Origin of the sequence: Streptomyces sp. NPDC025273 (assembly GCF_040638585.1) — a bacterium.
Classification (GTDB): Bacteria; Actinomycetota; Actinomycetes; order Streptomycetales; family Streptomycetaceae; genus Streptomyces; species Streptomyces cinereorectus.
The window spans coordinates 48,431-67,732 of the sequence record NZ_JBEZYP010000020.1; the positions used below are offsets into that span (position 1 = coordinate 48,431).

20 protein-coding genes and 1 pseudogene are annotated in these 19,302 nt (G+C 71.5%); 2 read left to right on the forward strand and 19 right to left on the reverse strand.

The annotated features are described in order from the left end of the window. Positions 1-76 precede the first annotated feature (76 nt). Positions 77-764 (forward strand): annotated as a pseudogene (locus AB0F38_RS26780) (M23 family metallopeptidase). A gap of 75 nt (positions 765-839) precedes the next feature. Here AB0F38_RS26780 and AB0F38_RS26785 read toward each other — a convergent pair. From AB0F38_RS26785 to AB0F38_RS26865, 17 genes are all read right to left on the reverse strand, one after another. Next, positions 840-1,394, reverse strand: a complete 555-nt coding sequence (locus tag AB0F38_RS26785; RefSeq protein ID WP_361898566.1) for a helix-turn-helix domain-containing protein — start codon at positions 1,392-1,394, stop codon at positions 840-842. Positions 1,395-1,491: 97 nt separating this feature from the next. Then, entirely contained in the window at positions 1,492-2,328 is an 837-nt protein-coding gene (whiG, locus tag AB0F38_RS26790; protein WP_361898434.1) for an RNA polymerase sigma factor WhiG, read from the reverse strand. A gap of 247 nt (positions 2,329-2,575) precedes the next feature. Further along, complete coding sequence (gene dprA / locus AB0F38_RS26795) at positions 2,576-3,712, reverse strand: DNA-processing protein DprA (RefSeq protein WP_361898569.1); 1,137 nt, start codon at positions 3,710-3,712, stop codon at positions 2,576-2,578. A gap of 50 nt (positions 3,713-3,762) precedes the next feature. Continuing rightward, on the reverse strand, positions 3,763-5,385 hold the full coding sequence (locus tag AB0F38_RS26800; RefSeq protein ID WP_361898437.1) for a YifB family Mg chelatase-like AAA ATPase: 1,623 nt from the start codon (positions 5,383-5,385) through the stop codon (positions 3,763-3,765). Then, positions 5,385-5,744 (reverse strand): YraN family protein, encoded by a 360-nt coding sequence (locus tag AB0F38_RS26805; RefSeq protein WP_361898440.1) that lies wholly within the window; start codon positions 5,742-5,744, stop codon positions 5,385-5,387. The genes AB0F38_RS26800 and AB0F38_RS26805 overlap by 1 nt, the downstream gene beginning before the upstream one ends. 129 nt (positions 5,745-5,873) lie before the next feature. After that, positions 5,874-6,182, reverse strand: a complete 309-nt coding sequence (locus AB0F38_RS26810; protein ID WP_005311352.1) for a DUF2469 domain-containing protein — start codon at positions 6,180-6,182, stop codon at positions 5,874-5,876. Positions 6,183-6,245: 63 nt separating this feature from the next. After that, on the reverse strand, positions 6,246-6,734 hold the full coding sequence (locus tag AB0F38_RS26815; RefSeq protein WP_361898443.1) for an NUDIX hydrolase: 489 nt from the start codon (positions 6,732-6,734) through the stop codon (positions 6,246-6,248). Next, positions 6,724-7,494, reverse strand: a complete 771-nt coding sequence (gene lepB / locus AB0F38_RS26820; RefSeq protein WP_361898445.1) for a signal peptidase I — start codon at positions 7,492-7,494, stop codon at positions 6,724-6,726. Before lepB (AB0F38_RS26820) ends, AB0F38_RS26815 begins: the two co-directional genes overlap by 11 nt. A gap of 50 nt (positions 7,495-7,544) precedes the next feature. Beyond that, positions 7,545-8,420, reverse strand: coding sequence for a signal peptidase I (gene lepB, locus AB0F38_RS26825; RefSeq protein WP_361898572.1), 876 nt, complete (start codon positions 8,418-8,420; stop codon positions 7,545-7,547). Next, positions 8,338-9,396, reverse strand: a complete 1,059-nt coding sequence (gene lepB / locus AB0F38_RS26830; RefSeq protein ID WP_361898448.1) for a signal peptidase I — start codon at positions 9,394-9,396, stop codon at positions 8,338-8,340. Before lepB (AB0F38_RS26830) ends, lepB (AB0F38_RS26825) begins: the two co-directional genes overlap by 83 nt. Beyond that, entirely contained in the window at positions 9,389-10,159 is a 771-nt protein-coding gene (gene lepB / locus AB0F38_RS26835; RefSeq protein ID WP_361898451.1) for a signal peptidase I, read from the reverse strand. The genes lepB (AB0F38_RS26830) and lepB (AB0F38_RS26835) overlap by 8 nt, the downstream gene beginning before the upstream one ends. Positions 10,160-10,204: 45 nt before the next feature. Continuing rightward, entirely contained in the window at positions 10,205-10,555 is a 351-nt protein-coding gene (rplS, locus tag AB0F38_RS26840; protein ID WP_014048592.1) for a 50S ribosomal protein L19, read from the reverse strand. Positions 10,556-10,679: 124 nt separating this feature from the next. Continuing rightward, positions 10,680-11,501, reverse strand: a complete 822-nt coding sequence (gene trmD / locus AB0F38_RS26845; protein ID WP_361898575.1) for a tRNA (guanosine(37)-N1)-methyltransferase TrmD — start codon at positions 11,499-11,501, stop codon at positions 10,680-10,682. Continuing rightward, positions 11,501-12,112 carry a ribosome maturation factor RimM gene (rimM, locus tag AB0F38_RS26850; RefSeq protein WP_361898454.1) on the reverse strand — a complete coding sequence of 204 codons (612 nt, stop codon included), beginning with the start codon at positions 12,110-12,112 and terminating at the stop codon, positions 11,501-11,503. Before rimM ends, trmD begins: the two co-directional genes overlap by 1 nt. Positions 12,113-12,199: 87 nt before the next feature. Next, positions 12,200-12,439: an RNA-binding protein gene (locus tag AB0F38_RS26855; RefSeq protein ID WP_014153811.1), complete on the reverse strand. Its 240-nt coding sequence runs from the start codon at positions 12,437-12,439 to the stop codon at positions 12,200-12,202. Between the two features lie 2 nt (positions 12,440-12,441). Further along, positions 12,442-12,882, reverse strand: coding sequence for a 30S ribosomal protein S16 (gene rpsP / locus AB0F38_RS26860; RefSeq protein WP_361898457.1), 441 nt, complete (start codon positions 12,880-12,882; stop codon positions 12,442-12,444). A 157-nt stretch (positions 12,883-13,039) separates the two neighbouring features. Further along, positions 13,040-13,633, reverse strand: coding sequence for a hypothetical protein (locus AB0F38_RS26865; RefSeq protein WP_097867061.1), 594 nt, complete (start codon positions 13,631-13,633; stop codon positions 13,040-13,042). Positions 13,634-14,178: 545 nt separating this feature from the next. Between AB0F38_RS26865 and AB0F38_RS26870 the strand changes: the two genes are divergently transcribed. Continuing rightward, on the forward strand, positions 14,179-15,045 hold the full coding sequence (locus AB0F38_RS26870) for a methyltransferase domain-containing protein (protein ID WP_361898460.1): 867 nt from the start codon (positions 14,179-14,181) through the stop codon (positions 15,043-15,045). A 73-nt stretch (positions 15,046-15,118) separates the two neighbouring features. Here the strand turns inward: AB0F38_RS26870 and ffh are convergent, their stop codons facing one another. Continuing rightward, the gene (gene ffh, locus AB0F38_RS26875; RefSeq protein ID WP_361898463.1) at positions 15,119-16,669 is read right to left on the reverse strand and encodes a signal recognition particle protein; all 1,551 of its coding nucleotides are present in this window, start codon (positions 16,667-16,669) and stop codon (positions 15,119-15,121) included. 155 nt (positions 16,670-16,824) lie between these two features. Then, on the reverse strand, positions 16,825-19,278 hold the full coding sequence (locus AB0F38_RS26880; protein ID WP_361898466.1) for a [protein-PII] uridylyltransferase: 2,454 nt from the start codon (positions 19,276-19,278) through the stop codon (positions 16,825-16,827). Positions 19,279-19,302: the final 24 nt, after the last annotated feature.

Here is a 19,302-nt window from a genome sequence, read left to right on the forward strand (position 1 = left end):
TATCCACAACCGGTCGGCTTTCCACAGATCGGGACCATGATCCCCGCAGGACGGGCCGCCGGGAGATCGTTGCGTCATGCACCGCACACCTGGAGCGACCCCGCACCGGCCCCGCGCCGTCCCGCCTGCGCGGCAGGTCTCGACGGCACTGATGACCGTGCTGGCGACACTGCTCACGGTGTTCCTGGGAGGACACTGCGCCGGGGCCGCACCGCGGATCGAGGCACCGGCCGGAGACCGGGCGTGGCCGCTCGCCGGCCGGCCCCTCGTCGTCCGGGGCTGGGAGCCGCCCGCCGGTCCGTACGGGCCGGGCCACCGCGGCGTCGACCTCGCCGCCCCGCCGGGGACTCCGGTGCGGGCGGCGGCCTCGGGCCGGGTCGCGTTCGCGGGGCAGGTGGCAGGACGTGGGGTGCTCTCCGTCGAGGTGGCCGGGAGCGGGGAGCCCGCACTGCGCTTCACGTACGAGCCGGTCCGGGCGCGGGTCGAAGAGGGCGACGAGGTGGTGGCGGGACAGGCGGTGGGAGTGGCCGGTCCGGGCCCGTCCCACTGCGCGTCCGGCTGTCTGCACTGGGGACTGCGGCGCGGCGACGTCTACCTGGATCCGCTGTCGATGCTCCCGCCGTCACTGCTGCGCAGGGGGCCGTCCCGGCTGCTCCCGGTGTTCGGCGTTCCGCTGCCGCGGGCAGCTCCGGCCCGGCGGACGGCCGGTCAGGGCACGGCGGAGTACGGCGCGAGGGGATACGGAACGGCGGGGTACGACGTGACAGGGTACGGACGGGCGGCGTACGGACCACTCGCGGCGCTGCTCGTGGCCACGGCCGCGTGGCGTGGTGGCCTGCTCAGCCCCGTACGCCGCGCAGGACCATGGCCACGGCGGCGTCGGCGACCACGCCCGGCTCCTCCGCGCCCAGCTCGATGCGGCGCACCGCCGCGTCCACGGAGCCCTGCAGCAGCATCGCGGCGAGCCGGGGCTCGGTGTGGCCCAGATCGCCCAGGGCCTCGACGATCATGGTGATCAGTCCGCCGTGCGCCGCCCGGATCTTCTCCCGCGCGCCCGCGTCCAGCTCGCTCGCCGAGATCGCGACGACGGCACGGTGCCGCCGGTCCCCGACCAGACCGAGCTGCCGGCGCACGTACGCCTCGATCTTCTCCTCGGGTGTACCGGCCCGGTCCATGGCGTTCTCGACCTCGGCCGCCCAGAGGGGGAAGTCGACGGCGCAGAGTTCCTCGACCACGGCCGCGCGGGAGCGGAAGTACTCGTAGACGGAGGACCTGGCGAGGCCCGTGCGCTCGGCGAGGGCGGGGAAGGTGAGCGCCTCCGTACCGCCCTCGGACAGCAGGGAGCGCGCGGCGTCCAGGAGGGCGCCGCGCTGCATGGTCCGGTGCTCGGCCACGGAGGCCGCTCGAATCCTGGGCACGCCTCCACTCTACGGCGGCGGGTGTCCGACGGGATGTGCGTGTCTGCGGCCGGGTGGCCGAAGCCGCCCCGGATCAGCGTCCGGCGTCGGCCAGTTTCGCCCGGAGCTGCAGCACCGACTTCGTGTGGATCTGGCTGACGCGGCTCTCGGTGACCCCGAGGACGTTTCCGATCTCGGCGAGGGTGAGGCCCTCGTAGTAGTAGAGGGTGACCACGGTCTTCTCCCGCTCCGGAAGTGTGTTGATGGCGCGGGCGAGCAGCCGTCTCAGCTCGCGGTCCTCGGCGACCTCGACCGGGTTGTCGGCCGCGGTGTCCTCAAGGGTGTCCATCAGGCTCAGCCGGTCGCCGCCCTCGCCGCCGGCATGCAGCAGCTCCTCCAGTGCCACCACATTGGCAAGCGACAACTGGCTGAAAACAGCGTGCAGTTCCTCCAGCGCGATGCCCATCTCGGCGGCGACCTCGGCCTCCGAGGGTGTACGCCGCAGCTGTGCCTCCAGGGTGGCGTAGGCGCGTTCGACGTTGCGCGCCTTCTGCCGCACGGACCTCGGGATCCAGTCCAGTGCCCGGAGTTCGTCGATCATCGCGCCGCGGATCCTGGTGATCGCGTAGGTCTCGAACTTGATGGCGCGCTCGATGTCGAACTTCTCGATGGCGTCGATCAGTCCGAAGACCCCCGAGGAGACGAAGTCCGCCTGCTCCACATTGGACGGCAGACCCACACTGACCCGCCCCGCCACGTACTTGACCAGCGGTGAGTAGTGCAGGATCAGCTGCTCCCGCAGCCGCTCGTCCCCCGTGGACTTGTAGGAACGCCACAACTCGTCGAGCGAGGAAGGGGCTGGAGGGCGCACAGTGCCACGCGCAGCCGGTGGTACTGCCGCGCGGTCAGACCCGGAGGTGTGCTGGGGCATGTGGTGCCTTGAGCCGTTCTGCCGTGAAGTGCTGGGACGTGTCTCTGGGGCGGATTCCTTGTGAGCGTAGCGTGACCGAAGTGTTGCGGTGCGCGCTGGACAATGGATCCGCGCTGTGTGATTCCGTTTCATTTCCCGCGTCGTCGGACATGGCCGGCCCCCGGTCGCTCGCCGTTCACCGGCTCCGGAGGCACGACCAGGCACCGCCGAGGTCGTCTGCATCACCTTTTCACCCGAATGCCCCGGGTCAAGTACCGCCTCGCCGCGCGTCCTCATCGCGTGTCGGCCCCGGCGTCAACCGCCATCCGTCGCCCTCACGTTCGACGAACCCCAGTGAGTGCAGTTCGTACAACCGTCCGAGCGCTTCATCCGTCGACGTCCCCGCGGCGCGGGCCACGTCCCGCCCGCACATCGTCCCCTTCCCGGGCAGCGCCTCCAGGACCCGTGCGCAGGCGTCGTCGAGCAGGTCCCGGGGCAGCACGGGGCCCCTGCCCGCGGGGGCGAGGTCTCCCATCTCTCCCACCAGTTCGGAGATTTCGGCGGCGTCGGTGACGAGGACACCCTCGCCCCGCAGGAGTTCATGGACTCCGGCCGACAGTCCGCTGGTGGCGGGCCCCGGCACCCCCATGGTGAAACGGCCCAGCCGCTGCGCGTTCCTGGCCGTGACCAGCGAACCGCTGCGATATTCGGCCTCCACCACGACCGTGCCTCGCGTGAGCGCGGCGATCACCCGGTTCCGGAGGATGAATCTGCTGCGTGTCGGATGTTCCGAAGGCGGCAACTCGCCGATGACCAGACCCTGTTCCACCATCCGTCCGATGAGCTCGGCGTGCCCCCGGGGATAGGGGACGTCCACCCCGCAGGCCAGCACCGCCAGGGTCGCCCCGCCTGCGGCCAGCGCCCCACGGTGGGCGGCGCCGTCGACCCCGAACGCCGCGCCGGAGACCACCACCCAGCCCCGCTCGGCCAATCCGGCACCGAGGGTCGCCGCCATGTGCGCCCCGTACGGTGTGCAGGCCCGGGCACCCACCACGGCGACCGAACGCAGCGCCCACCGCCGCAGGTCGGGCCGCCCGCGCACCCAGAGCCCGATGGGCCGCGCGTCACCCAGGTCGTCGAGCTGGGTGGGCCATTCCCGGTCGCCGGGACAGACGAACCGCCCGCCGATCGCGGCCGCGTCCGCCAGGTCCCGGCCGGGGTCGGCCGTCGCGGCCCGCAACCGGTAGCCGGCGAGACGTGCGGCGGTCATTCCCCCCAGCGTCCGCGCCGTGCCGTCCCCGCTGGTGAGACGCCGTATCAGCTCGACGGGGCCGATCTCGCGGAGCCAGCGGCCTCCTCGTTCGTCCCCCGGCTCGAACACCCGGGTCAGGGCGGCCCGCGCCATCCGCTCGCCGTCGCCGACGGCCGGCCCGCCGTCGTCGGCCGGCGGGCCGTTCACCGGGCACCCGCTTGCATCGGGACGCCTCGGTGGATGCCGGTCCGCAGCTCCAGGGCCACCGCGATGTCGGAGGCGTCCGGGCGGTCGGCGGCTCGTAGGTCGGCCACCGTCCATGCCACGCGCAGGACCCGGTCCAGGCCCCTGGCGGTGAGGACGCCCCGCTCCATGTCCCGCTCGGCCGCGATCAGCGCTCCGGGCGCCGCGAGCAGCCGGGTGCGCAGCTCGTGGCCCGGCACTTCGCTGTTGGTGGTCCACGGAGTGCCTGCCAGCCGGTCCGCGGCCCGTACCCTGGCCTGCCGCACCCGGGCGGCGACCTCGTCGGAGGACTCCCCCCGGCCCCCGCGTCCCATCAGGTCCGCCCGGCCGACCGGCTCGACCTCGACCCGCAGGTCCACCCGGTCCAGCAGCGGGCCGGAGAGCCGGGCCTGGTACCGGCGGACCACCGAGGGCGGGCATTCGCAGCCCGCACCGGCCAGTGTGTGCCGACCGCACGGGCAGGGGTTCGCGGCCAGGATCATCAGGAAGCGGGCGGGCAGCCGCACCACCCCAGCAGCCCGGGCGACCACCACGTGCCCGGATTCCAGGGGCTGGCGCAGCGCGTCCAGCGCCCGCCCCGAGAATTCCGGCGCCTCGTCCAGGAAGAGCACACCCCTGTGGGCCAAGGAGACCGCTCCGGGCCTCGGCAGGCCGTTGCCGCCGCCCACGAGCGACTGCATCGTCGCCGAGTGGTGCGGTGCGCAGTACGGCGCCCTGGTCACCAGGGGTTCGCCCTGCGGGAGGATTCCCGCCACGGAGTGCACCGCCGTCACTTCGAGGGACTCCTGCCGGGTCAGCGGTGGCAGGATCGCCGTGAGCCGTTCGGCCAGCATGGTCTTCCCCGCACCGGGCGGCCCCGAGAGCAGCAGATGGTGACCGCCCGCCGCCGCGACCTCCAGTGCCTTGCGCGCCCTGGCCTGGCCCGCGACGTCCGCCAGATCGGGCCGGTGTCCCGTGCCCGCGGCACCCAGCGCAGCCAGTCCTGCGCCGACTCCCGCACCGGGCACCATCAGCCCGGACGGTACGGCGTCGGGACGGCCCCGGTCGGCGGCCGGCTCGTCCGGCACGGGTTCGTCGCCGAGCACGGCGATGAGCTGGCGCAGACTCCGCACGCCCAGCACGGAGACGCCTGGCACCAGGGCCGCCTCCCCCGCGGTGTGCTCGGGAACGACGACCTGGCGGTAGCCCGCCTCCGCCGCCGCGAGCACCGCCGGCAGCACCCCGCGCACCGGGTGCACCCGGCCGTCGAGGCCCAGCTCCCCGATCATCACCACGTCGGCGATCGCCGCCGGGTCGATCCGCTCCGCCGCGCCGAGCACCGCACACGCGACAGCGAGATCGAAACCCGAGCCGGCCTTGGGCACGGAGGCCGGGGACAGCCCCACCGTGAGCTTCTTCTGCGGCCACTCCGCCCCGGAATTCACCACAGCAGCCCTGACCCGGTCCCGGCTCTCCACCAGGCTCTTGTCCGGCAGCCCGACCAGCGTGAACGCCGCCACGCCCGGCTCCAGGTCGGCCTGGACCTCCACCACCACGCCCTCGACGCCCACCAGCGCCACCGAACACGCCCGCGCGAACCCCATCAGGCCACGCCCCGCACATGCTCGACGACCGGCGCCCCGCGCCGGGGCAGGATCACGCCGACCAGATCGATCCGGACCCCGCCCGGCGGCGGCCCGCCGTGCCGGTCGAGCCAGACCTCGGCGAGCCGGCGCAGCCGGTCCGCCTTGGCAGGGGTGACGGCCTCCATCGGATGCTCGAAGGAGCCCGTCCTGCGGGTCTTCACCTCGCAGACGACCACCGCGTCGCCGTCCCTGGCCACGATGTCGATCTCTCCCGTGCGACAGCGCCAGTTGCGCTGCAGTACGGACATGCCGGCGTCGGCCAGCAGCCGCGCCGCCACGTCCTCGCCGTACCGCCCGAGTGCGCCCCGTGCGTTCATATCGGCACCACCTCCGGCACCGACTCTGACGCGCCCCGCCCGATCTGTTGGATCTTGGTGGATAACCCGGCCGTTGTGGATAACCCGGCCACCCGGACGAGCGAAACGGCCCCGACCGGGGGAGGGCGATCAGCTGCCCGGAAGTTCGAGATCGCTCTTGTTGAGCTCCTCGATGTTCACGTCCTTGAAGGTCAGCACGCGAACCTGCTTGACGAACCTGGCGGGCCGGTACATGTCCCAGACCCACGCGTCCGCCATGGAGACCTCGAAGAAGACCTCGCCCTGCACCGAGTGCACCTGCATCTCGTAGTCGTTCGTGAGGTAGAAGCGCCGCTCGGTCTCGATCACGTATTTGAACAGACCGACGACATCGCGGTACTCCCGGTAGAGCTTCAGCTCCATCTCGGTCTCGTACTTCTCGAGGTCCTCGGCGCTCATGGCATGTTCCCCTTCAGCCGTGCGTCCCCCCATTGTGCGTCAACCGCCCGCACCCCTGGCCGATTAGACGATTTCGGGGGCGAGAACCAGCGGAACGCGTGGGGGACCCTCGTCGAGCAGCGTGCGCAGCAGCCCGGCGAGCCTGGTCGGGTACACCGTCTCACGCGTCGTGAGAAGTTCGGCGGAAGTCCACCACCTCAGACCGGCAACACTGCGCCGCTCCAGTTCCGTGAGGCCCTTCTGGTCCGTGACGGTCTGTGCCGTTCGAGCCAGGAAGTACCACTCGTCCTGGTCCCAGCGCCGCCCGTCGAACGGGAAGGAGCAGATCCGCGTCCACAGCACGGGGCCGAGCCGGACGTCCGTGATCCCCGTTTCCTCGGCGAGCTCGCGCAGTGCCGCTTCCTCCCGGCTCTCGCAGCCCTCCAGACCGCCGCCCGGCGTGAACCACCAACTCGTCGCCGGGTCCGCGGGCTCGAATCCGTGGAGCAGCAGGATCCGGTCGTCCGGGTCCAGGAGCACGATCCGTGCGACCTTGCGTGTCTCAGCGGTCACCGGAGGGCACCCTCGGCGGGGTCCTGCGGGCGGAGCGGGCCGCGAGCGGCCCGTAGGCGGCCCCTCCGAGGATCAGGAGCACACCCGCCACCAGAGCCCCGATCTGCAGCGGCAGCGGCCCGCTGGACGACACCCCGCCGGGCAGGGCCGCGAAGGCCGCCGGCCGGTCGAGCATGCCCTTCATGGGCCATGCCACGGCATCCACCCGTGCCTCCACGGCACCGCGCGGAACCGACCCCTGCCCCGGGTCCTCCAGGTGGACCCGGGAGTCCAACGAGGTCGCGCGCTCGTCCCCGAGCAGGAAGATCTGTCCCTCGGGCACGGCGGCCGTGAAGTCCTGGACGGAGGCCGGACCTCCGCCGTCGGCCGGAGCGAGCGTGGCCCCCTTCGCCTGCAGATACGGTTCCTCGATGGGCTTGCCGTCGATGGTCAGCCGACCGTCCTCGTCGCAGCACGCGACCTCGTCGCCGCCCACTCCGACGACCCGCTTCACCATCGGCACGTCGCCCCAGGCCGAATCCGTGAAGACGACCACATCACCGCGCCGTACGTCGGCGCCCTCTATCCGTTGCGCGAGCACCCGTTCACCGGCGTTCACCGTCGGGGACATCGAGTCGGTCGGCACGGTGTACGGCTTGTACACCACCGCTCCCCAGGCGAAGCCGCCGAGGAAGAGCACACAGCCGACGGCCACGGCCAGGTTCGACAACGCGTTGCCGAACCGGCCGCGGCCGCCATCCGTACGTCCTGTTCCGCTCATCCCAGCGCTCCCCCATCGGAGATCGACAATCGCTGATCCGAGTCGGCACCCTACCCGGCGGTACGCCCGCTGGTCAGCCTCCGGCGACGCCAGAACACGAGGGGCAGCGCTCCGGCTACACCCAGTGCTCCCGGCGCCACGGCGGCCGCGGCGTTCAGCCCCGGCTGGTCGAAGGTGCCGGGGACCGGCAGGGTCGACCAGCGGTTGACCGGCCAGGCGATGACGATGGCCCGTCCGACGACCTCGTCCGTGGACACCGTTCCCTGCCCGGGCAGTTCCTGGTGGTAGCGGGAGTCCAGCGAATTCTGACGGTGGTCGCCCATCACCCAGATCCGGCCCTCGGGCACGTGGATCGGCCCGAAGGGCTCGTCGTCGCAGGCGCTGTTGCCCGCGAAGATGAACGACTTGTCGTCCAGCGCCTTGCCGTTGACCGTCACCGGCCCGTTCTTCTTGCACTGGACCGTGTCGCCGCCGACCGCGATCACGCGCTTGATCAGGTCCTTCTCCTCGGCGGACGGCATCAGTCCGATGAAGCTCAGGAACTTCTGCACCGCGTTCGGCTCGGGCGTCGCGGTGTCCTCGAGCCAGCCGCCCGGGTCGTGGAAGACGACGACCTCGCCGCGCTCCGGCTCCGAGCCGAACCACGGCGTCAGCTTGTCGACCAGCACCCGGTCGCCCCGCTGCAACGTGTTCTGCATGGAGTCCGAGGGAATCGAGAACGCCTGCACCAGGAACGTCTTGATCAGCAGCGCGAGAATGAGCGCGATGCCGACGAGGATCGGCAATTCCTTCCAGAAGGAGCGCGGCTTCTTCTGCGCCGTACTACCGCCCCGGGAGTCGTCGTCACCCTCCGCCGCCACCGGGATCCCGCCGCTCGAAGGCCGGTCCTCGGGTTCGTCGTGTCCGGATCGTGCGCCGACCGCCAAATCCCCCACATCCACTCCTCACTCCGTGCCACCGCCCGCGCGTGATTCGGCGCAGGCCCACCACTCCCATAACGAGCGGGAGTTCCGCAGGGGTCGGGAGCAGGACCATTCCGTTGCGATCCTGGGAGGACACACTATTCGACGGGACGGCCTCCGCCGTCGTCCCGGCGCTCCTGTCGGGGACCGAGGCGAACGTCCCGGGTTCCTCCAGTCCCCGCCAGTGACCCAACGGCCAGGCGATCACGACGGCCCGTCCCACGACCTCGTCCTGCGAGACCGTGCCCTTGCCCGGTTCGTCGAGGTGGAAACGGGAGTCCGCGGAATTGGACCGGTGATCGCCCATCACGAAGATGCGGCCCTGCGGAACCTTCACCTCGAACGGGAGCGTGGACGGCTCGTTGCCGGGATGCAGGTAGGGCTCGTCGAGCGCCGTGCCGTTGACCGTGACCTTGCCGTCCGTACCGCAGCACTTCACGGTGTCGCCCCCGACGGCCACCACACGCTTGATCAGATCCTGCTCGTCGTCGGAGGGCAGCAGCCCGATGAACGTCAGGAGTTCCTTGACCTGTTTGACGCCGACCGGCGGGTCCTGGGTGTCGGCGTTCTCCTGCTGCAGCCAGCCGCCGGGGTCCTTGAAGACGACGACGTCACCGCGCTGCGGTTCGGAGCCGAACCACGGTGTCAGCTTGTCCACCAGGACCCGGTCGCCGATCCGGATGGTCTGCTCCATCGATCCGGACGGGATCACGAAGGCCTGGACGAGGAAGGTCTTGAGCACCAGCGCGATCAGCAGCGCCACCAGGACGAGGAGCGGTATCTCCTTGATCACGGACCTGCGCCGGCGGCGCTTCACCTTGCGGGCCAGTTTCCGGCGTTCGGCCCGGGTCGGCAGCGAGCGGGCCGCGGCCGGCCGGCTCCCGGTGGGCAGCGGAACGTCCGTGTCCGGATCTCCGCGCCTGCGCCCCCGGTTACCCATGCGAGGCGCCCGCCGGCCGGATGCCGGTGAAGGCGCCGGTGCCCTCCAGGGAGCCGAGCCTGCCGAGCGGCCAGCCCAGCCAGTCCACGCGTCCGATCACCCGGTCGACGGGCACCATGCCGCCCCCGGGCTGCCCCAGGTGGTCGCGGGAATCACGGGAGTTGCTGCGGTGGTCGCCCATCACCCACAGCGTGCCGTCGGGCACCACGATGTCGAAGGCGACCTCGGACGGTCTGTCGCCCGGATGCAGGTAATCCTCGTCCACCGGACTGCCGTTCACCTCGAGCCTCCGCTGCTTGTCGCAGCAGACCACGCGATCGCCCCCCACGCCCACCACCCGCTTCACGAAGTCGGTCTCGGCGGGTTCGGCCAGCCCCAGGGAGGCGGCAGCCCCGCGCAGGAGCGCGGTCACGGCGTTCTCCCCGGGCGTCTCCTGCACGAAGGAGCCGGTGCCGTCGAAGACCACCACGTCGCCCCGCCGTGGCTCGGAGCCGAAACGGTACGCCAGTTTGTTGACGAGCACCCGGTCCCCCACCTTCAGCGTGGGTTCCATCGAGCCGCTGGGTATGAGGAAGGGCTGCAGCACGAACGCGCTGAACAGCAGCAGGGCGACCGTGCAGAGCATCCCGAGGGAGACGGCCCGCCCCCAGGACATCGAGTCGGCGGAACGGTCCGTGACATGCGTGAAGCGCGACCCCTCCTCCGTCCCGTCTGCGGGGGCGGAGGAGCGATCGCGCTCCATGTGCTGTGCTTCCGTGTCCATCGGAGCCGGATTCTATCCGGCCCCGCTGTGAACGCCGGAGGTGAATCAGCGGTCGCGCTTCTCCTTGATCTTCGCGGCCTTGCCGCGCAGCTCACGGAGGAAGTACAGCTTGGCGCGACGGACGTCACCGCGGGTGACGAGCTCGATCTTCTCGAAGATCGGGCTGTGCACCGGGAAGGTGCGCTCGACGCCGACGCTGAAGGAGACCTTGCGGACCGTGAAGGTCTCGCTGACGCCAGAGCCCTGACGGCGGATGACGATGCCCTTGAACTGCTGGATACGGGAGCGGTTGCCCTCGATCACGCGCACGTGGACGTTGACCGTGTCACCGGGGCGGAACGCCGGGAGGTCGGTACGGAGCGAGGCGGCGTTGACGCCATCGAGCAGGGAAGCCATGTTGTCTGCTTTCTTCGCCGATGCCACAGGTCATCGACGGGAGAGGGTGAAGTTCGGATGCTGATCACATCGGGCGGGCGTCTTTCCCCCTGTGGCAGGGGCGCACGCCGGACGTACAGCGGACCTATTCTTCCACGGCCTCGGGCCTGCGCCAAAATCGTCCGTCGGGCTCCGGGGACCAGCCGAGGATGGAGAGGATCTCGCGGTCCTTCTTGTCGAAGCCTGCCGCGTCGCAACGTTCAATGAGATCCGGCCGGTTCAGCGCGGTCCGGCGGAAGGCCTCGTCCCTGCGCCAGCGGGCGATCCTGCCGTGGTGGCCGCTGAGCAGGACGTCCGGAATACCGCGCCCACGCCACTCGGGCGGCTTCGTGTACACCGGTCCTTCGAGCAGGTCGGCCATGGCTCCGGGCGCGAAGGAGTCGTCCCGGTGTGATTCGGCGTTGCCGAGCACGCCGGGCAGCAGCCGGGCCACCGCCTCCGTGATCACCAGGACGGCGGCTTCCCCGCCGGCCAGGACGTAGTCCCCGATGGACACCTCCACGACCGGCATCCGGGTGGCGTACTCCTCCGTCACCCGGCGGTCGATACCCTCGTACCGCGCGGGGGCGAAGATCAGCCACGGCCGCTCCGAGAGCTCGACGGCCAGCTCCTGGGTGAACGGCCTCCCGCTCGGGGTGGGCACCACGAGCACGGGGGAACGCGCCCCCGCCTCGTAGCCGTCGGCCAGCGCCTCGTCCAGGGCCTCGCCCCACGGCCCGGTCTTCATGACCATCCCGGGGCCGCCGCCGTACGGGGTGTCGTCCACCGTGTTGTGCCGGTCGTGCGTCCAGTCGCGCAGGTCGTGGACGTGCACGTCCAGACGGCCACGGGAGCGCGCCTTGCCCACGAGCGAGACGTTCAGCGGTTCCAGGTACTCGGGGAAGATCGTGACGACGTCGAGCCGCATCACGCGTCGCCCTTCGTCGCCCCGTCGCCGGCGGCGTCGTCCGGCGTCCCGGCGGTCCCGTCGCCGTCCTCCGTGTCGCGCGCGGACACGACGACGGCCTCGCTCTCGTCGATCAGGCCGGGCGGCGGTGTGATGACGGCCCGCTGCTCCTCCAGATCGATCTCGCTGACGATCTCCTCGACGAACGGGATCATCACCTCGCTGCCGTCCGGGCGCTCCACGATGAACAGGTCCTGGGAGGGCAGGTGCGTGATCTCGGTGATCCGGCCGATCTCCGTACCGTCCGCGAGGACCACGTCGAGGTCCATCAGCTGGTGGTCGTAGAACTCCTCGGGGTCCTCGGGGAGTTCCGCCGGGTCCACGTCGGCGATCAGCAGGGTGTTGCGGAGTGCCTCGGCCGCCGTACGGTCCCGTACGCCCGCGAACCGCAGCAGCAGCCTGCCGCTGTGCACCCGGCCGGCCTCGATCGTCAGGGGCCCCGTCTCCGCCGGCTCGGTGGCCAGGACGGCCCCGGGCCCGAGCCGGAGCTCGGGCTCGTCGGTGCGCACCTCGACGGTGACCTCGCCCTTGATGCCGTGGGCGCGACCGATCCGCGCAACTACCAACTGCACGCTACTTCTCCCGGTGGTGATGTAGGGACGACAAAGGCCGGGGACGGCTCGAAAGCCCTCCCCGGCCCCGGCCGGTGTTCAACTCTTTCAGCGAACCTGGTCCACATCGACGAGGTCGACACGGATACCACGGCCGCCGATGGCACCCACGACGGTACGCAGGGCGCGTGCGGTGCGGCCGTTGCGGCCGATCACCTTGCCGAGGTCGTCGGGGTGAACCCGGACCTCGAGTACGCGTCCACGGCGCAGGTCACGCGAGGCGACCTGCACATCGTCGGGGTTGTCGACGATGCCCTTCACGAGGTGCTCAAGAGCCTCCTCGAGCATGCTCAGGCCTCGGTCGACTCGGTGGACGCAGCAGCGTCGGCCGCCTCGTCCGCCTTCTTGTCCGACTTCTTGGCCTTCGGGGTGATGGCCTCACCCTTGGCCTCGTCGCCGTCCGTGGTCAGGGCCTCGAACAGGGCGCGCTTGTCAGCCTTGGGCTCCGGCTGCAGCAGCGGCGCGGGGGCCGGAAGACCCTTGTGGGCCTGCCAGTCACCGGTGAGCTTCAGGATCGCGAGGACGGGCTCGGTCGGCTGGGCGCCGACGGACAGCCAGTACTGCGCGCGCTCTGCGTTGACCTCGATGCGCGAGGGGTTCTGCACCGGGTGGTACAGGCCGATCTCCTCGATGGCCCTGCCGTCACGGCGGGTACGGGAGTCGGCGACGACGATGCGGTAGTGAGGCGAACGGATCTTGCCCAGACGCTTCAGCTTGATCTTGACTGCCACGGAAGTGGTGTCTCCTGGTCTCTGACGTGGTTGGGCACAACTAGATGCCACGTGGGGTTGCGGTACTCGGAGTGCCCGATGGACGCGTCAGCCGGAGGAGAGAGGGGTCCTATGCGACTGTCGAGTACAGCTAGCCATTGTGCCACACCACATCGGGTCACCCCACCGCGACCGCCGCTTCGGGGATACGGAACGGCTTGCCGCAGCCGCCGCAGACGATCGGCGCCTGGGCGAGGACCGAGGGGACGACGCGAACGTTCCGTCCGCAGTCGCAGACGGCCTTGACCCGCACACCTCCCCCGGAGGAGCCGTGCCGGGCGGCGGGGCCGCGGAAGGAGCGCTTGGTGTCGGCGGCGGTGGCCACGGTGTGCGCCTTGAGCGCACGCTGGAGCCGTTCCATCGTCGGGCGGTATCTGCGTTTGGCCTCGGGATTCAGCGTCACCAACGAGAATCCGCTGCTGGGGTGGGGCTCCTCGGCATGGTCGAGGCCCAGCTCCTCGGCGATCGCGAGGAAGCGTCGGTTGTGGTAGCGGCCGGCCCGCGAGGTGTCCCGGACACCTCGTGCGGCGGCGATGCCGTGGACTGCCTCGTGGAGCAGTCGTTCGAAGGAGAGCTCGGCGCCACAGGCGGACGAGGACTCTCCGATCAGGGACTCTGGCGCGGCAAGATCGGGCAGCTCGGGGTGGTACCGCTGAATGTCGGCCCACGCCTGTGCCAGCTCTGCGGCAAGTACAGGTGGTGTCGTGCTCACGTCGTGACAACGAGCCTGAGGGCTCCGGTGTTCCTATTCCGGGCCATCCCAATTAATTTGCACGTACCAGTCAGTTGCCCCTGATGCGGCCGGACGAGGGCGGGTGCGCAGATCTGCGGAGAAGTCACACAGCTCACACCAAGACGGTACGTAGCGTGTCGTACGCGTCAGACGGTGTCCGGGGCCGCTGCGAGCGACAGTACCCGGCACGAAGGAGGGGCCACGAACCCGTGCCCGAACGGGCATCGAGCCCTCGACGTGCTGCGCTCCGCGTGTCGGGTAAGACTGTGAGGAGCGAACGGCAGGCGTGCCGCTCCCGGCCACCGCCACCATGACCTGAGCCGGGGGCGCACGACCGGAGCACGCGAGCAATGCCATCCAGCCCCTGGACGGGACCGCGGATGCGGGGTTCCCTGACATACGGGGGCCGTGGTCGCGCGGAGCGCGGCACACGCACCACGTGCCGCACGGAGCAGGGCGTACCTGCAGACTCGGGGGACCTCACTCGGGCACGACCGACCTCTCGGCGGATTGGGGCGCATTCCATGACACCAACGCTCGTCCGGCACCACAGGTATGCGGACTCGTCCGCCACGGTGGACGCCGGTGCCCGTGCCCGTGACTGGGCCGAGATCCAGGAGCGCATGCTGGCGCCGCTCTACGAAGCGGTGTTCGAGCGGCTCGAAGTCGGAGCCGGCACCCGGATGCTCTCCATCGGCTGCGGTTCCGGGCTGGCGCTGCTGATCGCCGCGTCCCGCGGGGCGCGCGTCACCGGCTGCGAGACCGACCGTGAACGGCTTGCGCTGGCGCGTGAGCGCCTCGCGTCCGGTCCGGGGCGGGAAGGGGCGGGGGCGCCGTCCGCACGGGCGACACTCGTGGAGGGTGCCCCGTCGGCGGCGGCCGCGGCCGGGGAGGCGCCGTACAACCTGCTCACCGCGTTCAGTCCGATCGGTTGCGCGGAGGGTGACTCCGAAGGGCTCGCGCCCGCCCTCGCCGCCGCCGTCCCGCTGGCCGCGCGAGGGGCCACGGTGGTCCTGACCGGCTGGGGCCCACCGGAGCGCTGCGCCACCGCCCCGGTGCTCCGGGTGGCGGCGCGCCTCGCCGGGTCGTCGCGTACCGCGCGCTCCGGGAGCGGCTGGCGCCCGGCGCTGCGGGACGACCTGGAGGAGGTGGCGGCGCGGGCCGGGCTGAAACCGGACGGTTCGGGCCGGGTGTCCTGCCCGTTCGGCTACGCGGACGTGGACAGCGCGGTGCGCGGTCTGCTGTCGACCGGGCTGTTCGACGCGGCGATCCGGGCGACGGACCGTTCCCAGGCGGAGAAGGAGGTCGCGGAGGCGCTGCATCCGCATGTGCGGCCCGACGGCACGGTGTGGATGCCGAACGTCTTCCGCTACCTGGTGTGCGTGACCTGACGCGGCCGGCGCGAGGCCACGAAGGGGCACCCCGCCGAGCGGGGCGCCCCTTGGTCAGCCGTTCGCCGGCCGGTCAGCCCATGAACTTCTTGAACTCGTCCGGCAGCTCGAAGTTCTTGTCCTCCTGGGCCGGCAGCCCGAAGGCCCCGCCCTGCGCCGCCGCCTGCTCGCGACGGGCCGCGGCGGCCTGCTCCTCGGCCTTGCGCTTCATCGGGTTGCCGCTCTTGCGCTTGCCCTTGGCCTGCTTGACCTGCTTCTTCTGACGGCCGGGGCCACCACCCATGCCCGGCATCCCCGGCATCCCCGGCATCCCGCCGCCCTGAGCCATCTTCGACATCATCTTGCGGGCCTCGAAGAACCGCTCGACGAGGTTCTTCACGGCGGAGACCTCGACACCCGAACCCTTGGCGATACGGGCCCGGCGCGAGCCGTTGATCACCGTGGGCTCGGCGCGCTCGTGCGGGGTCATCGACTTGATGATCGCGGCCGTGCGGTCCACGTCCCGCTCGTCGATGTTGCTGATCTGGTCCTTGATCTGCCCCATGCCGGGCAGCATCCCGAGCAGCTTGGAGATGGAGCCCATCTTCCTGACCTGCTCCATCTGCGCCAGGAAGTCGTCGAGCGTGAAGTCCTTGCCCTTGCTCGACGCCAGCTTGGAGGCCATTTTGGCGGCCTCTTCCTGGCTGAAGGTCTTCTCCGCCTGCTCGATCAGGGTGAGCAGGTCACCCATGTCGAGGATGCGGGACGCCATGCGGTCGGGGTGGAAGGCGTCGAAGTCCTCGAGCTTCTCACCGTTCGACGCGAACATGATCTGCTTGCCCGTGACATGGGCGATCGACAGGGCGGCGCCGCCGCGGGCGTCGCCGTCGAGCTTGGAGAGCACCACGCCGTCGAAGCCGACGCCGTCGCGGAAGGCCTCCGCGGTGTTGACCGCGTCCTGGCCGATCATGGCGTCGACGACGAAGAGGATCTCGTCGGGGCTGACGGCGTCGCGGATGTCGGCGGCCTGCCGCATCAGTTCCTGGTCGATGCCGAGGCGGCCGGCGGTGTCGACGATGACGATGTCGTGGACCTTGGCCCTGGCGAACTCGATGGAGTCCTTGGCGACCTTGACCGGGTCGCCCACGCCGTTGCCGGGCTCCGGCGCGTACACCGAGACACCGGCGCGGTCGGCGACGACGCTCAGCTGGTTGACCGCGTTCGGACGCTGGAGGTCACAGGCGACGAGCAGCGGGGAGTGGCCCTGGCCCTTGAGCCAGAGACCGAGCTTTCCGGCGAGGGTGGTCTTACCGGCACCCTGCAGACCCGCGAGCATGATCACGGTCGGCGCGGTCTTGGCGAACCGGAGCCGCCGGGTCTCGCCACCGAGGATGCCGACGAGCTCCTCGTTGACGATCTTGATCATCTGCTGCGCCGGATTCAGTGCCTGGGAGACCTCGACCCCCCGCGCGCGCTCCTTGACGTTGGCGATGAAGGAACGGACGACAGGCAGCGCGACGTCGGCCTCGAGCAGGGCGATACGGATCTCGCGAGCCGTGGCGTCGATGTCCGCCTCGGACAAGCGGCCCTTGCCCCTGAGGTTCTTGAAAGTCGCGGCAAGGCGGTCGGAGAGAGTATCGAACACGGCGCTCGTCGGTCCTCAGGGTCGGGGGTGGTGGCGGGTCAATCGCCCTCCAGGGTATCCGGACCCCGCCGAACGCGAAGACCTCGCCCGTTTCTCGTGACGAACGACCGGGTGCCGGACGTCACCGCTCGTGACGAACGGCCCGGCGCCGGGGGTCACCCCAGCGCCTTCTCCACCTCCCTGGCCACCTCCGCCGCCCGCTCCCTGGGCAGCGGTTCACCGTCCGGACCAGTGACGTAGAAGGCGTCCACCGCGTTCGCTCCCAGTGTCGAGACATGGGCGCTGCGGACCCGTACGGCCGTCTGTTCCAGCGCCCGGCCGATCCGGTGCAGCAACCCCGGGGCGTCCTGGGCGCGCACCTCGATCACCGTGGCGAGCCGCGAGCCCGCCGCCGCGACAGTGACCCTGGGCGGTGGCGCCTTGACCCCGCGCCGCCTCGGGTAGGCGGCCTCGCGCTCGGCGAGGCGGGCCCGGATGTCCAGGGAGCCGTCCAGGGCGCGTACGAGGTCGGCGCGGAGCCGGGCTGCCTGCGGGAGTGAACCGTACTCGGCGGCGACCCGCCAGCTGAGCACCAGCAGGCCGGCCGAACCGCCCAGCTCGGTGGGGAGCTCGACGGCCCGCAGATCGGCGGCGCGGACGGTGAGGCGGTGCAGGGCGAGGACCCCGGCCGCAGCGGGCAGCACCCCGGGGCGGTCGGGCAGCGCGATGAGGAGTTCCACACCGACGGGTTCCGGTTCGCCGTCCTCGGGGACGGGTTCCGGCTGGGTGTGCAGGGACAGGACGGGTTCACCGGTGCGCAGCGACTCGACGGCCAGGCGTTCCTGCTCGGCGCTGGGCGCGAGCGGTTCCGGTTCGGCGGGCTCCTCGCCCGCGAGGAGCGCGGCGACCCGCCTGACCAGGTCCGTGACGAGGGAGGCACGCCAGGAGCTCCACGCGGCGGGGCCGGTGGCCAGCGCGTCGGCCTCGGTGAGGGCGTGCAGGAGTTCCAGGGTGGAGGCGCTGCCCACGGCGTCGGCGACGGACCGCACGGTCGCGGGGTCGTCCAGGTCACGCCGGGTGGCGGTCTCGATGAGCAGCAGGTGGTGGCGTACGAGGGTGGCGACGGTCCCCACGTCCTGCTTGTCGAAGCCGATACGGGCGGCCATGTCGCGGGCGATGACCTCACCGGCGACGGAGTGGTCCCCGGGCCAGCCCTTGCCGATGTCATGGAGCAGGGCCGCGACCAGGAGCAGGTCGGGGCGGCCGACGCGGCGGGTGAGGGAGGCGGCGCGTACGGCCGTCTCGACGAGGTGCCGGTCGACGGTCCAGGTGTGGACGGGGTTGCGCTGCGGACGGCAGTGGACCCGCTCCCAGTCGGGCAGCAGCCGGGTGATGATGCCTTCCGCTTCCAGCGCTTCCCAGACGCCGACGGTGGACTCGCCGGCACCGAGCAGGGTGACGAGCTCCTCGCGGGCCTCCGCGGGCCACGGCACGGGCAGCGGCTGGGCGGCGGTCCTGAGGTGGCGTACCAGGTGGCGGGAGAGCGGCAGTCCGGACTCCGCCGCAGCGGCGGCGGCCCTGAGGGTGAGGACGGGGTCCTTCTCGGGGCGGGCGGTGCGTGCGAGGACGACTTCGCCGTCGGCCTCGACGACGCCTTCGGCGAGCGGGGTGCGTTCCGGGGCGGCCTTGGCGCCGCCGCCGAGGATCGCCCGCAGCCGGGGTCGTACGGAGCGGGCGCGCAGGACGCGATTGACCTCGCGCCAGGTGACGTCGGTGGCGTACGAGACGGTCCGGGCGGCCTCGTACACCTGGCGCAGCAGCGCGTCGGAGTCGAGGAGACCGAGGGCTCCGGCGACCTGGTCCTGTTCCTGCAGGGCGAGGCGGTCGGTGGCCCGGCCGGTGGTGAGGTGGAGGGCGTCGCGCGCGTCGAGGAGGGTGCGCCGGGCTTCGGCGAGTCCTTCGCGGGGGGCGTCGGCGACCCAGGAGGCGGCGACGGCGCGCAGCGCGGTGGCGTCGCGGAGGCCGCCGCGGGCCTCCTTGAGGTCGGGCTCCAGGAGGAACTGGAGCTCGCCCATGCGTTCGGCCCGTTCCCGGCAGAGTTCGTCGAGGGCGGGGAGGCGTGCGGGGGCCTGGTTGCGCCAGTCGGCGAGGATCGCGGTGCGCAGTCCCGCGACCATGCCGAGGTCTCCGGCGACGGGGCGTGCGTCGAGCAGTCCGAGCTGCACCTTGAGGTCCTCCCCCGCGGTCCCGCGTGCTTCGCCGGGGGTGCGTACGGAGTGGTCGAGGGCCAGGCCGAGGTCCCAGACCGGGTACCAGATGCGGTCGGCGAGCGCGGCGAGCGCGCCGGCGTCGGCGCTGCCGTCGTGCAGGAGCAGGAGGTCGAGGTCGCTGCGCGGGGAGAGTTCCCCGCGGCCGTACCCGCCGACCGCCACGAGGGCCGCGCCCCGGACGCCCGACTCCTCGGAGGCCGCCGTGAACAGCGCGCTCAGCCAGTCGTCGGTGAGGCGGGCCAGGGCCGCACGGCGCGGCGGCCCGGACCGCGTCTCCTCCTGGAGGAGACGCAGCCGGGCCGCCGCGTAGCCGCTGGGTCCCGAGTCCTCGGATTCGGTGGTCACTTCGGTGCTCGTCACCCAGCTGCCTTTCCGTTCGCGGGA

What these genes read in the sequence shown, in the direction of transcription:
- whiG (WP_361898434.1), bottom strand. Translation starts at nt 2,328, where the DNA reads ATGCCCCAGCACACCTCCGGGTCTGACCGCGCGGCAGTACCACCGGCT.
- dprA (WP_361898569.1), bottom strand. Translation starts at nt 3,712, where the DNA reads ATGGCGCGGGCCGCCCTGACCCGGGTGTTCGAGCCGGGGGACGAACGA.
- AB0F38_RS26800 (WP_361898437.1), bottom strand. Translation starts at nt 5,385, where the DNA reads ATGGGGTTCGCGCGGGCGTGTTCGGTGGCGCTGGTGGGCGTCGAGGGC.
- AB0F38_RS26805 (WP_361898440.1), bottom strand. Translation starts at nt 5,744, where the DNA reads ATGAACGCACGGGGCGCACTCGGGCGGTACGGCGAGGACGTGGCGGCG.
- AB0F38_RS26810 (WP_005311352.1), bottom strand. Translation starts at nt 6,182, where the DNA reads ATGAGCGCCGAGGACCTCGAGAAGTACGAGACCGAGATGGAGCTGAAG.
- lepB (WP_361898445.1), bottom strand. Translation starts at nt 7,494, where the DNA reads ATGAGCGGAACAGGACGTACGGATGGCGGCCGCGGCCGGTTCGGCAAC.
- lepB (WP_361898448.1), bottom strand. Translation starts at nt 9,396, where the DNA reads ATGGGTAACCGGGGGCGCAGGCGCGGAGATCCGGACACGGACGTTCCG.
- lepB (WP_361898451.1), bottom strand. Translation starts at nt 10,159, where the DNA reads ATGGACACGGAAGCACAGCACATGGAGCGCGATCGCTCCTCCGCCCCC.
- rplS (WP_014048592.1), bottom strand. Translation starts at nt 10,555, where the DNA reads ATGGCTTCCCTGCTCGATGGCGTCAACGCCGCCTCGCTCCGTACCGAC.
- trmD (WP_361898575.1), bottom strand. Translation starts at nt 11,501, where the DNA reads ATGCGGCTCGACGTCGTCACGATCTTCCCCGAGTACCTGGAACCGCTG.
- AB0F38_RS26855 (WP_014153811.1), bottom strand. Translation starts at nt 12,439, where the DNA reads ATGCTCGAGGAGGCTCTTGAGCACCTCGTGAAGGGCATCGTCGACAAC.
- AB0F38_RS26870 (WP_361898460.1), top strand. Translation starts at nt 14,179, where the DNA reads ATGACACCAACGCTCGTCCGGCACCACAGGTATGCGGACTCGTCCGCC.